The organism is Sphingomonas sp. ASY06-1R (assembly GCF_052180265.1).
Taxonomy (GTDB): domain Bacteria; phylum Pseudomonadota; class Alphaproteobacteria; order Sphingomonadales; family Sphingomonadaceae; genus Sphingomonas_I.
Genome location: NZ_CP197464.1, coordinates 907983 through 921474, shown reverse-complemented (window position 1 = coordinate 921474; position 13492 = coordinate 907983). Strand labels below are relative to the sequence as shown.

9 protein-coding genes are annotated in these 13492 nt (G+C 64.2%); 6 read left to right on the top strand and 3 right to left on the bottom strand.

Features of this window, described 5'->3' with window-relative positions; all coding sequences use genetic code 11:
* Positions 1 to 45: 45 nt before the first annotated feature.
* The 6 genes from ACSBM8_RS04565 (at position 46) to ACSBM8_RS04540 (ending at position 9512) form a co-directional block, all read left to right on the top strand.
* Positions 46 to 414 (top strand): cupin domain-containing protein, encoded by a 369-nt coding sequence (locus ACSBM8_RS04565; protein ID WP_442680472.1) that lies wholly within the window; start codon positions 46 to 48, stop codon positions 412 to 414.
* 120 nt (positions 415 to 534) lie between these two features.
* Positions 535 to 1065: a homogentisate 1,2-dioxygenase gene (locus ACSBM8_RS04560; RefSeq protein WP_442680471.1), complete on the top strand. Its 531-nt coding sequence runs from the start codon at positions 535 to 537 to the stop codon at positions 1063 to 1065.
* 176 nt (positions 1066 to 1241) lie between these two features.
* Complete coding sequence (galA, locus tag ACSBM8_RS04555; protein ID WP_442680470.1) at positions 1242 to 3716, top strand: beta-galactosidase GalA; 2475 nt, start codon at positions 1242 to 1244, stop codon at positions 3714 to 3716.
* 76 nt (positions 3717 to 3792) lie between these two features.
* Positions 3793 to 6561, top strand: a complete 2769-nt coding sequence (locus ACSBM8_RS04550; protein ID WP_442680469.1) for a TonB-dependent receptor — start codon at positions 3793 to 3795, stop codon at positions 6559 to 6561.
* A complete protein-coding gene (locus tag ACSBM8_RS04545; protein ID WP_442680468.1) occupies positions 6561 to 7676 on the top strand; it encodes a glycoside hydrolase family 53 protein in 1116 nt (371 codons plus the stop codon). The genes ACSBM8_RS04550 and ACSBM8_RS04545 overlap by 1 nt, the downstream gene beginning before the upstream one ends.
* A gap of 201 nt (positions 7677 to 7877) precedes the next feature.
* Entirely contained in the window at positions 7878 to 9512 is a 1635-nt protein-coding gene (locus ACSBM8_RS04540; RefSeq protein ID WP_442681487.1) for a Na+/H+ antiporter, read from the top strand.
* Between the two features lie 71 nt (positions 9513 to 9583).
* Here the strand turns inward: ACSBM8_RS04540 and ACSBM8_RS04535 are convergent, their stop codons facing one another.
* From ACSBM8_RS04535 to ACSBM8_RS04525, 3 genes are all read right to left on the bottom strand, one after another.
* Positions 9584 to 10129, bottom strand: a complete 546-nt coding sequence (locus tag ACSBM8_RS04535; RefSeq protein ID WP_442680467.1) for a VOC family protein — start codon at positions 10127 to 10129, stop codon at positions 9584 to 9586.
* Positions 10130 to 10259: 130 nt separating this feature from the next.
* A complete protein-coding gene (locus ACSBM8_RS04530) occupies positions 10260 to 12242 on the bottom strand; it encodes a glycoside hydrolase domain-containing protein (RefSeq protein ID WP_442680466.1) in 1983 nt (660 codons plus the stop codon).
* Complete coding sequence (locus ACSBM8_RS04525) at positions 12239 to 13465, bottom strand: YdcF family protein (protein WP_442680465.1); 1227 nt, start codon at positions 13463 to 13465, stop codon at positions 12239 to 12241. Before ACSBM8_RS04525 ends, ACSBM8_RS04530 begins: the two co-directional genes overlap by 4 nt.
* Between the last annotated feature and the right edge of the window lie 27 nt (positions 13466 to 13492).

The following is a 13492-nucleotide window of genomic DNA, read 5'->3' as shown; positions in this document are numbered from 1 at the left end:
ATCCCTGGCGATCTTCGCCGCCACACCCCGACAGGAACGACCGAGATGGCCATTTTCAACAAGGACGTGATCGACCTCGCGACCAAGAACAAAAACTTCCAGAAGGAAGTTTATTATGACGATAATTGCCAAATCGTCTTGATGAGCATCGAGCCTGGCGACGACATTGGCGAAGAAACGCATGACGCCGATCAGACGACCTTCTTCGTCTCCGGCGAAGGCCAGGCCGTCGTGGATGGCAGCCGCACCAAGGTGGTCGCCAGCCGCATGATCGTCATCCCCAAGGGCGCCAAGCACAACATCATCAATAAGGGCGAAGAGCCGCTCAAGCTGTTCACCGTCTACTCGCCGCCCGCCGAAGAGCAGGGCATCAGCCACAAGACCAAGGCAGAGGCCGAAGCCGCCGAGGAATAAGGTACGGTCAAGGAGGAGCGGGCCACGGATACGGCCCGCTCTTGTCCGCGTCTCAAGACGGCGTGCTCGACGCTGCTCGGTGCGCGCTCTATGCGCCCGCAATGACAATGGGGGCATGATGTGACGCGAAACCTGACGCGACCGATGATGCTCGCGCTTGCGGCAATGGTGACCGGGCCGGCAGCCGCGCAGGATCCCATGATCGGCCCAAGCTGCATGACCGGACCGGCCCCCATTCCCCCCGCGCTGGCGGCGTGGGACATGGCGATGCCGCTCAGCGCCGCCCACACCGCGACAGACCTGGAACAGGCCCAGCTGACGATCGGTCGGCGCACCGATATTTCGCTGATGCCGGTGGCAGAGGTGCACTTCATCGTACCTCCGCGGGGCCGCAATGCGTCGGGCAGCCATGGCGGTCTCGCCAGCTTCACGATCGAGCGCGCGGGCACCTATCGTATCGCACTGGGCTCCGACGTCGCGATCGGGATCGTCAAGGGCGGGCAACGCGTCGCGCCAACGGGCAATGCGCCCGGGCCCGCATGCTCCTCGCTCCGCAAAACGGTCGATTATGCCTTCACGCCGGGCGCCTATATCCTGCAGATCGCCGGAGATCCCCGGACCAGCTTGCCGGTGCTCATCATAGCGCTTTAGGGCGCGCGCCGCCACATGACCGGACGTCCTCGCTCGAACGGTGCCTGTCCGTAATTTTCACCACTGGAGGATCGGCTCAAGCGACAGGGCCGAGGCATGACGCCGGCAAAATAGCTCGCACCCGGCACCACGATATTCTATCGCGCACCTAATTATCACATAATTAGGATGTCGCTGTGCCTTCCCGTCGTGAATTTCTGCAGTCCGGAGCGAGCCTGGCGGGCGTTGCTGCGACGGGATTGGTCCCGGCGACAATAGCCGCTGCGCCAAGCACCGCCACCGCACGCACTATCCGTCTCAGCGAATGGCGCTTCCACCTTGGTCACGCCGCCGATCAGGATCGAGATTTCGGATATGGGCGCAACCAGCGGACCTTCGCCAAGGCCGGCGCCGCGACCGCGGATGCCGCGCAGCCCAATTTCGACGACACAGCATGGCGCAAAGTCCGCATTCCGCACGATTGGGCGGTGGAGCTTCCGTTCGCAAAGCCGGCCGTGCCTGCGACAAAGGAGAGCGAGGATGCGGTTGCCGCGCATGGCTTCAAGGCGATCGGGCGGGACCATCCGGAAAATAGCATCGGCTGGTACCGCACCGCGCTGACGATCAGCGCCGCAGATCGGGATCGCAGCCTGTGGTTGGAATTTGACGGCGTGTTTCGCGACAGCATCGTCTTCATCAACGGCTATGTCGTCGCGACCAATGCCAGCGGCTATGCGCCGTTCGCCGTGCCGATCGGCGATTTCCTGGATTATGACGGCGGGCCCAACGTCGTTGCGGTGCGCGTCGACGCCTCGCTTGGCGAAGGCTGGTTTTACGAAGGCGCGGGCCTCTACCGCAATGTCGATCTGGTGCGCACGGCGGCAATCCATGTCGCATATCATGGCAGCTTCGTGTCTTGCGCCGTCGGGCCCGATGGCGCGGACGTGTCCGCGACCATTGATATTGCCAACGACACGTCGGCGCCGGTGGTGGCACAGCTTAACCAGACAATTTACGATCCCTCCGGCCATTCGGTTGCGTCGCTCACGGCCGCCGCACTGACCATCGCGGCGCGTGGCCGGGCCAGCGCAACCGCGCACGTGGTCTTGCCCGCGCCGAAACTCTGGTCGGTCGACACGCCCCTTCTCTACCGTCTCCATACCGAGGTGGTGGTGGAGGGCGTCGTGGTCGATCGCTTCGACACCCCATTCGGCATCCGCACGATCCACTTCGATCCGGCCCAAGGCTTCCTGCTCAACGGCAAAGCGGTAAAGCTGCTGGGCACGTGCAACCATCAGGATCATGCCGGCGTCGGCACGGGCATTCCGGATGCGCTGCACGGCTGGCGGATCGACCAGCTGAAAGCCATGGGCTCGAATGCGTGGCGCAGCGCACACAATCCGCCGGCGACGGCGCTGCTGGACCAGTGCGACGCCAAGGGCATGCTGATGATCGTCGAGGCGCGGCGCAACAGCAGCGATCCGGAATCGATGGACGAACTGGAGCGGATCGTGCGGCGCGACCGCAACCACCCTTGCGTGATCGCCTGGTCACTCGGCAATGAGGAACCGCAACAGGGCACCGCCCGCGGCGCGCGGGTGACCGCCGCCATGCAGGCCCGGGTGCGCACGCTGGATCCTACCCGGCCGACCACCTTCGCGTTCGACAATAGCTGGGACAAAGGCGCGGCCAAGGTTGTCGATGTGGTTGGTTTCAATTACCGCACCGATCAGATCGAGGCCTTCCATTCAGCCCATCCGGACGTGCCTGTTTACGGATCGGAGACGGGCAGCACGGTCGCCACGCGCGGCGCCTATGCCAATGATGCCGCCGCCCATGTCATGCGCGCCTACGACACCGAACATCCATGGTGGGCCTCGACCGCGGAAAGCTGGTGGTCGATCGCGGCGGAGCGGCCCTATATCGCCGGCGGCTTCATCTGGACCGGCTTCGACTATCGCGGCGAGCCGACGCCTTATTCGCAATTTCCCAGCATCTCGAGCTACTTCGGCGTGCTCGACACGTGCGGCTTCCCCAAGGACAATTATTATTATTATCGCAGCTGGTGGCGCCCGGACGTGCCGCTGGTCCACCTGTTGCCCCACTGGACCTGGCCGGGGCGGGACGGCATGCCGATCGAGGTGTGGGTGCACGGCAATTGCGAGGAAGTGGAGCTGCTGCTCAACGGCCGTTCGCTTGGCCGCAAGGCCATGCCACGTAATCGGCACCTGGTGTGGAACGTCGCCTACGCACCAGGCCGGATCGAGGCGAGAGGCTATAATTCCGGGCGCCGCGTCACACAGGCCGTCCGCGAGACCGCAGGCCCCGCTGCGGCGGTCATATTGACGGCGGACAAGCGGCTGCCGGTCGCAAGCGGCGACGACGTTGTGGTGGTGCGCGCCGAGATCGTCGACCGGCGTGGGCGCCCCGTACCCGATGCTGCGAGCCCGCTGCATTTCAGCGTCGTGGGGGATGCGGAGGTGATTGGCGTCGGCAATGGCGATCCGACCTGCCTGGAGGCAGACCATGCAAGCACGCGCAGAGCGTTCCACGGTCTGGCCCAGGCCATCGTTCGGATCGGCAGCACCGCCGGGCCAGTTCGCATCGCAGCGACGAGCCCGGGCCTGTCCGCCGGCGTCGCGATGGTGATGGCAAAACCCTCAGTAAAATAGTCTTGCACGATAAGGGCTATTTATCATACAAAAGGGTCAAGACGCCGGTCAGTGAGCGTCGATGGGGAGAGTTTCGGTGTATAATCGTACTGTGTTGCTCACTGCGGTGAGCCTGTTTTCGCTATCGAGCGCGGCCACCGCGCAGTCGGATGCACCTGCGGCGCAGAGCAGCCTCGGCGGAACTGCCGCCACCAGCGCCCAGGCGGAAACGCCAGCGGCGACGACCGATACGGGCGCCGATCAGGAAGTCGTCGTCACCGGCTATCGCCAGTCACTCCGCACCGCGATCAATCAAAAGCGCAACGCCGATCGCGTCCAGGAAGTGCTGTCCGCTGAGGATCTGGGCAAATTGCCCGAAGCCAGCATCGCGGAATCGCTCGCCCGCCTTCCCGGCCTCGCCACCAATCGCGATCGTGGCAACGGCACGCAGATTTCGATCCGCGGGCTTGGACCCAATCTGGTCAATACGTTGCTGAACGGTCGCGAGATCGTCTCCGCCGAAGCCAACCGCAACATCCGCTATGACGATTATCCGGCGGAGTTGCTGAACGGCGCCTATGTCTTCAAGTCGCCGACGGCGTCGCAGGTGGAAGGCGCGATTGCCGGTCAGGTCGATCTGCAGACGGTGCGTCCGCTCGATCAGAAAAGCCGCCGGATCGCGATCAACGTGCGCGCCAGCTATAACGATCTGGCCGACGACGTCGCCGACACAAAGCCGTTGGGCTATATCGGCAGCATCTCCTACGTCGATCAGTTCGCGGACAATACGCTGGGGATCGCGCTGGGCTATTCCGGGCGGCGCCAGGCCAATGCGACCGCGCGTACCAATATCTTCCGCTCGGCCAACAGCTTCCAGGACATCAACGGTGATGGTCGTGGGGCGGCGAGCAACGCACCCAACGCCTATGACAATATCCCTTATGGCTATGAGGCGCTGGTGCGCGGCGGCGACGATATCCGCCATGGCGCGCTGGCGGCCGTGCAGTGGCGTCCGGGCGCGGGCAATTTCGAGCTGAACGGCGACTTCTTCTACAGCCGCGTGAAGTTCGACGAGACCCAGCGCGGCGTGCGCGTGCTGAACCTGCCGTTCGGCAACGCCTTCGGCAATCCGACCGTAGTGGATGGCAACGTGACCGGCGTCACTGCCAGCAACAATAGCGATATTTACGGCCTCGACGTCCGCAACGTGAACGAGCAATTCTTCTTCAAGGACAATTTGTACGCGGGCGGCCTGAATGCCAAATATAAGGCGGGGGCGTGGACGCTGACGGGCGACGTCGGCTATTCGAAGACGCACCGTAACCAGCAATTCCTGTCGCTGGTCACGGAATATTCGGCGACCAATCCGCCATATACGTATCAGGATAGCTACGGCACGACCTCGACCTTCCTGTCCGGTCGCGGGAAACCGGCGAGCATGAGCTTCGATCGCTCGCTGACCGATCCGTCGATCAACCGTATCGCCTTTTTCGAGATCCCGACCGGCACCGGCGCGCCGCTGATCAACGACGAACTGCTGACCCTGAAAGGCGACGTGCAGCGCGATCTGGACGGCAGCTTCCTGAAGACGATCGTGGTCGGCACGCGCTATACCGATCGGACCAAGGATCTGATCTCCCGCTCGCAATATTCGGGCATCGACGCCGCCAATCGCGTGCCGGTGGATGCCGATCTGCTTAACAGCCCGGTCACCTTCCCGGGGGCGTTCGGCAATCTGCCGCAGACGATGTCGATCAACATCCCGAAGGCGATCGACCGCCTGTTGGGAACGGTCAACCCGACCGAGACCATCTATGACCAGGCCGCCAGCTGGGTCGTCGGCGAGAAGACCTATGCCGGCTATATCCAGGGCAATATCGATACGTCGGTCGGCGACATGCCGCTGACCGGCAATGTCGGCGTGCGCGTCGTCCACACCAAGACGACATCGAGCAGCACCAAGCTGGACGGCACGAATAGCGCCATACCGCCGATCCTGACCCCGTTCACCGTCACCAACGCCTTCACCGATTGGTTGCCCAACCTCAATCTGACGCTGAAGGTCAGTCCGAAGGTGCAGATCCGCTTCGGCGCAAGCAAGGCAATCGCGCGCGCGCCGCTCGACGATCTGAACGCGGGCAGTTCCACCTATAGCGGCAGTACCGGCGTTCCGGAGCTGCGGGGCGGCAATCCGCTGCTGGAGCCGTTCCGCGCCAAGCAGCTCGATCTGACCTTCGAATGGTATTTCGATCGCGACAGCGCGCTGACTATTTCGGGTTTCTACAAGAAGCTGGACACATTCATCGCGACCAACACGACCACGACGCGTGATGCCAACGGCATCCCCACCGGCACCTTCACCCAGCCGATCAATGGTCGGGGTGGCGAGGTGAAGGGCGTCGAAGTGTTGTTCCAGAAGGCCTTCACCTTCCTGCCCAAGCCGTTCGACGGGCTGGGCGTGTATCTCAACTACAGTTATACCGACAGCAACATCTCGGTCCAGGAAGCGGACAATGCGATCGGCCCGATCGCCCTGCCCGGCCTGTCCAAGCATGTCGGCAACGCCACGCTATATTACAGCAAATCGGGCTTCGAGGCGCGGGTCGCCTACCGCTATCGCAGCGCATACGCGACCGAACTCGGCGATACCGACCGCATCCTCTACACCGCACCCGAAGGCGTGCTGGACTTCCAGACGTCTTACACGTTCGGCGACGGATCGCGCTTCAAGGGCCTGCAGATATTGGCGCAGGCGAGCAACCTGACCAATGAGCCGTTCGAGACCTATTATGGCGATCGCCGCCTGCAGGGTCGTTACGAGAAGTTCGGCCGCCGCTTCATGCTCGGCGCGGGCATCAACTTCTGATGCGCAAGCTGGCGTTGATCGTGGGATTGCTGGCGTCCGCCGCGCAGGCGGCGCCCTTGGTGCCCAAGCCTGCAAGCGGGCTCTATCTGGGCGCCGACCTGTCCTACGTGAACGAGATGGAGGATTGTGGTGCGGTCTATCGGTCCGGCGGCAAGCCGGTCGATCCTTATGCGCTGCTTGCGGCCAAGGGCGGCAATATCGTGCGCGTGCGCATCTGGAACGATGCCAGGTGGACGAAATATAGCAATCTCGCCGATGTGACCAAGACGATCCGTCGCGCCAAGGCGGCGGGCATGCAGGTGCTGCTGGACTTCCATTATTCGGACGATTGGGCGGATGGCGAGAAGCAGATCGCCCCCGCCGCCTGGACCAAGCTCAGCACGCCCGATCAGGCCAAGGCTCTCTACGCTTACACGCGCGACGTGCTCGGCAAGCTGGATGCGCAGGGGCTGATGCCGGAGATGGTCCAGGTCGGCAACGAGACCAATCCCGAGCTGATGGGCGGGGTGAAGGACCGCAAGATCGATTGGGCGCGCAATGCGACGCTGCTCAACGCGGGTATCAAGGCCGTGCGCGACGCGGGCAAGACCGCGAAGATCAATCCGCGCATCATGCTGCACATCGCCCAGCCGGAACATGTCCAGCCGTGGTTCGACGACGCGACCGCCGCCGGGGTGCTCGACTATGACGTCATCGGCATCAGCTATTACAAGAAATGGTCGGTGCGTTCGATGGCGGAGCTCGGCACCACGATCGCGGCGGTGAAAGCCCGCTACAAGGCGGACGTGATCGTGGTTGAAACCGCCTACCCCTTCACCACCGACAATGCCGACACCTCCCCCAATTTGCTGGGCGAGGACACGCTGGTGAAAGGCTATCCGGCGACCCCGGCGGGGCAGCGCCAATATCTGATCGACCTCACCCAGACCGTCATCGATGCGGGTGGTATCGGCCTGGTCTATTGGGAGCCCAACTGGGTTTCGACCCGGTGCGGGACGCGCTGGGGCAAAGGCTCCAACTGGGAAAATGCCGCCTGGTTCGACTATAAGCAGCATGAGGCGCTGCCGGCGTTCGATTTCCTGTCATGGACCTATCGGCGCCCCTCGGCGCGCTGACCGTACCACCCGTTCCAGCACGGTCGGCGGCTGCCAAATCGCGTCTGGCGCGATGGGATATGCTGCCAATTCGCCGCGCAGATCGGCCGCGCATTTCCCCTTTTTTGCCCGCTCCCAAGCCATTTTTGGGTGGTCTGGAACGGCTATGCCCCTATCTAGGGCGTGGGGGGGCATGTCGACCGGACGAACTGGGAGTGTGTGTTGGAAATCGTCTCGATCGTATTGCTGTTGCTGCTTGCCGTCGTGATCAGTGGCGCGATCTCGCGTATGTTGCCGCTGAATATCCCGACGCCTCTGGTACAGATCGCGCTCGGTGCGATCATTGGGTTGGTCGCTCATTTGCGGGTCGAACTGGACCCCGAATTGTTCCTGCTGCTGTTCCTGCCGCCTTTGCTGTTCCTGGACGGCTGGCGGATCCCCAAGGACGAGATGCTGAAGGATCTCTCGACCGTGGTCGAGCTGGCGCTTGGCCTGGTGCTGCTGACGGTGGTCGGCGTCGGCCTGTTCATCGACTGGCTGATCCCCGCCATGCCGCTGGGCGTGGCGTTTGCGCTCGCGGCGGTGGTGTCGCCGACCGATCCAATCGCCGTGTCCGCGATTGCGGCGCGCGTGCCCATTCCCCGGCGCATGATGCACATCCTGGAAGGGGAATCGCTGCTCAACGACGCCACCGGCCTGGTCTGCCTGCGCTTCGCCATCGCGGCGGCGCTGACTGGTACATTCTCCATTGCCCAGGCGGGCCTGACCTTTCTGTGGCTGGCGCTGGGCGGCATCGCCATCGGCGTCGCGGTGACACTGGTCGTGACGCGCGCCAAGGCCTGGGTATCGAGCCGGTTCGGTGAGGATACGGGCTCCCAGGTTCTGATCAGCCTGCTGATCCCGTTCGCCGCCTATATCCTGGCCGAACATCTCCACTGCTCGGGTATTCTCGCCGCGGTTGCCGCGGGCGTGACGATGACCTTTGCCGAAGTTTCGCGCCAGGCGCTCCCCGCAACCCGCATGCGGCGCAATTCGGTGTGGGACACGATCCAGTTCGCGCTGAACGGCATCATCTTCGTGCTGCTGGGCGAGCAATTGCCGGCCATCGTGGAAAAGGCCAGCGAGACCGTGAAGGTCACGGGCCACGACAATGCCTGGTGGCTGGGCGCCTATGTGCTCGCGATCATGGTCGCGCTCGCCGCCCTGCGTTTTGCCTGGGTGTGGGTGTCGTTCCGGCTGACCTTGCTGCGCCGCCGGGGCGAGACGCCGTTTCGCAGCCCCGATTGGCGGCTGATCGCGGCGATGTCCTTCGCCGGCGTTCGGGGTGCGATCACCCTGGCGGGTGTGCTGACGATCCCGCTGGCGATGCGCGACGGCACCGCCTTTCCCGCGCGCGATCTGGCGATCTTCCTGGCGACCGGCGTGATCATATTGTCGCTTGTCATGGCCAGCGTCGTCCTGCCGCTGTTGCTGCGCGGTCTGCGCATGCCGGCCGAGCCATCGCTGCAGGCGGAGGAGGATCGCGCCCGTGTCGCCGCATCCGAGGCCGCCATTCGGGAGATTGAACGCGTCCAGCATTCGCTCGCCGACGGTCGGAGCGACGCCGACCTCTACGCCGGAGCGGGCACGCGCATCATGGACCTGTATCGGGAGCGGATCGACGTTCGCAATCAGGAGGGGCGCAGTTCATCGGAAGCCCGCCATCATGAGCGGATCGAGCGCGACATGCGGCTTGCAGCGCTGGCGGCCGAGCGAAGCGAGATCTTCCGAATGTCGCGCGGCGGCGAAATCGGCAGCGCGACGGCACAGAAGCTCATCCGCGAACTGGATCTGCTGGAGGTGCGCTACAAGACGTAACGCCGCAGGCAAAACTCCCATCGTTCTGCATGCCCCACTTTGGAACAGCGCGGCATGCAGAACGGCCTGGGTCAGCGCTTGTCGATCAGCTTTTCCGGGACTTGCATCGCGCTGGTGTCGCGGTTGGCGTAGAACAGCTCGGTCGAATGCGTGTAGATTTCGATCAAATTACCCCACGGATCCTGGCAATAGACGCACCGATAGGGTTCGCCCTCGAACAGCGTCCAGATTTGCGAATTTTGCTTGCCGCCACTGTCGGCGATGCGCTTTGCCAGCCCTTCGATATCCGGATCGACCACGCAGAAATGGAAGACACCGGTCTTCCAATATTCGAAATTGTCCGGGCGGCTGTCCTCCGTCGGCGGTGTCACGAACTGGAACAGCTCGATACCGACGCCATTGGCCGTCGCCAGATGGCTGACATAGAGTTCCTGCATCGGCTCACCGAAAATATCCTTGAAGACATTGGACACCGGGGAGCCGTCGTTGCGGATGTGCAACGGGCCGATCGTGTGGCGGCAGCCCAACACTTCGACATACCAGTCGGTGGCGGCATAGACGTCGGTCACGGTCAAACCGACATGGGTGACCGCGACCGGATAACGGGCATCAGACATGGGACTCTCCTTCGTATGACGAAGAGCCAGGATAAGGTGCGCCAGCGTTCGGCGGTCATGAAAGGGCGTTAAACGTCGTTCGAACGGTGCGCCGCTTATACCACGCACCATCCTCTCTTGCCGCTGACAATTACCCGTTCGGCCGTGCGAGGATCCGGATTTGATCGGGCCGAGACGCACCCTCCAGCATCACACCGCCCTTGCGATTGGGGCGGATGATCAGCGGCGCTTTTCCGGGCAGCCGCAGCGTCGCCTTGTCCACGAAGGGGGTTGTCGCCACCAGTTCGGGCTTGCCAGGAGTCAGCGGATAAAGGCCGAGTGTCGACCAGATATACCAGGCCGACATGGCGCCGGCATCATCATCCATACCGTCGGCAAACCCCTGCGGGCCTGCCGTAAAGCTGCGACCGACCCAGGGCTGCGGACGTACGCCGGCATTGGTGTAACGATGCGCGACCGGATCCTGCAGGTAGCGGCCGACGATCCGAGTGGCGGCGGCCGTATCGCCTGCCCAGGCGAGCATATACGGAACCTGGATGTCGGGCTCATTGGTCATGTTGAACAGATTGCGATCGAAGAACTGCTGGAGTTCTGGGCGGAAGCGCGGTCCCAACGTCTCCGCCATCCAGTCCAGATCGAATACGGGCGCCCAGCGATATTGCGCCAGCGTCCCCTGATATAGCCCGCGCGCATGGACGATGTCCGCGTCCGGCCCAAGCGTCGCGAAAGTCGCCTTCCACATCGCGCGATAGGATAGCGCCTTGGTGCGGAAGCGTCTGGCAAGCGCCGTGTCACCCAGATCGGACGCCAGTTCGGCGACGGCCCAATCGTCATAGGCTGCCTCGATCTGCTCGTCCGGAGTCTTGCGGGCCAGCGTGGCGCTTTCCGCCACCATGCCCGCCAGCGCCGCCTTCGCGTCGAAATCGACAATTCCCCTCCGGCGGAAATCCAGCAGCACGATCCCGGCATGTTCGGTCCGGACGGTCAGGAAGGGCTCGGTGGCGGTGCCCCAGCGCTGCTTGCCGGTCTGATACAGTCGCACGAGCGACCGCGCGATAGCACCGGCGCGGGCCGGATCGACCAGGGCCAGCAGCGGCATCTGCGTGCGGTAATTATCCCACAGGGCCCAGCTGGTATAATAGTGTTCGCCGGCCGGCAGGCGGACGATGGCACCGTCGCTCCCGCGAAAGCGCCCGTCGGGATCGGTGATCGCCACCGGTGTCTGCATCACGCGAAACAGTGCGGTCGTGAAAATCGTCTCCTGTTCCGGCGACCCGGCAATGGTGAGGCGCGACAGCTCCCTGTTCCAATCCGCACGGGTTGCAGCGGCGATGCGCGCGAACGATCGATGCCCGAGTTCGGCCTCACGCACGGCCGCGGCCGCGGCGGAATCGACCGAGGAGAGACCGGTGCGAACCTCGATCACATCGCCCTTCCGCACCTCCAGCGTCGTCCGCGCTTCGCCACTGGCCCCCGCCCAGCGCGGGTTCACCGCCTTGCCATTACGGGAAAGCACGGTTGCCGCGTTCAGATGGTAGGTGCCGACATCGCAAACCGTGCCTGCGCTGAAACTGGCGCGAAGGTCACCATCCGGTCCGGACTGCCACTGGGCGCCATGGCGACGCGAATAGCCACGATCGAAGACGACGGTCAGGACGATCTGCCCCGGGCGCGGCATGATGAAGCGTAACGCGCCTGCGCCCCGCGTGGCCGTCATCGCGGCGGCGATCCCGTCGCCATAACGCACCGCATAATAACCGGCGGTGGCGCGTTCGCGACCTTTGTCCATCGTCCAGGCCGGCCCGGTTCCGGCATAACCCAGCGCAACCCGGACATCCCCGCCGGCGCCGCTGCAGCCTACCCCGACCGCGCGCGTATGGGAAAAGCCGACCAGCTCCCGCGCGGCATGATCATAGCCCGCATGATTGGCCGGATCGGTGTCCGGACCAAGCTGCACCATGCCATAAGGCGCGACCGCGGCGGGGCTGAGCTGGCCATAGTCCGCCAGCGTGCCAATGAAGGGATTGACCCATTCCACGGGCGCGCGCGCAACGGCTGCCGACGCGAACATCGCCGCCGCGACGATCAAAACCTGGGAGAGAAAGCGGCTCACGGGTCGAGCGGATCGTCCGCAGCATCCTCTTGGAACGCGATGCGATCCAGCGTGAATTGCAGGCTGAAGCGGTTCGGCCCTGGTGCCAGCTTGCCGGGCTGGATGCCCATTTCGCGCAGGTTGCGCTCTGCCATCACCGCGCTGCCGATATACGCAATCGTGCGGGGATCGGAGACGACCAAAGCAGGCTTGTCGATCGGGACGCCGGCAGCGATCAGCAGCCGCGCACTATTGCGCAGGTTGGTGGTGGTGTGGCGCGCATGCGGCTCGATCAGGATCCGATCGGCCGGGACGCGGTAATCGGTGACCAGGATGCGCTTCATCTCGATCGCTTCGTTGAACGGCGTACGATTGGGGTGAACGTTACCACCGGACACGATCAGGAAAGGCGCCAACCCGCGCGCATAAAGGTCGGCGGCGATTTCGAGGCGGATATGGCCCATGACCCCTGTGCGCGACACCGGATCTTCCGGGCCATGCCCGAATATCAGCAGCGCGGTATAGGGCGCCGCCTTCCAGTCGGTTCGTGCGATCTTGCGAACGGCGCCGTCATTCTCGCCGGCCAGCAAAGGCCGGTAGCGTGCGGCATCCGTGCGCTCGTTCATGCGCAGCAGGCCGGCCGCGTAGCGCAGCGACGGATCGAAGAAGAGGTCGTCGGGACGCTGCTGCGCCGTGATGGCGGTGCCATGCGCGCTCAGGGCTTCGGCAAAGTCCGGCGAGGCCACATCGAAGATGATCGCATCGATCTTCGGATAGCGTGGCGGCTCGCCCTTCGCATAGATCGCCACGACGCGGTTCAGCGCCGCTGCCGTGCTCTTCCACGCGGCGGCGACCAGATCGGCATCGCCCAAGCCGGCATAGCGCCCGAATGCGCCGGACGGACGGATCCGGCGCGCGACGAGCGCCCGGGCGAGACCCGGATTCCGCATCAGCAGGCGGAGCCGCGTCTCGACCGTGCCGATGTCCGCCGCCGTCCAATCCCAGGGATCGGCGAAACAGCGCGGCGCGGGCGCACAGCCGCCGGCGGGCACGCGTCTCGCCCGATCGGCAGCAAGCCCGCGCAATCCGGGATCGTTGCGGAGGGCGGCCGGCCACCCATCCGCCGCGCGCAGCATGGCGAGCAGCGGGAAGGTCACCGTCTCCAGCGTCTCGTCCGCAGCCACGGCAACGACCGCCGGTGGTTTCGCCTGGATAGCTCCGTGCACCAGCAGGGCCGTCGCCATCAGGCAGGCTGCGGACGAGACGCGCAA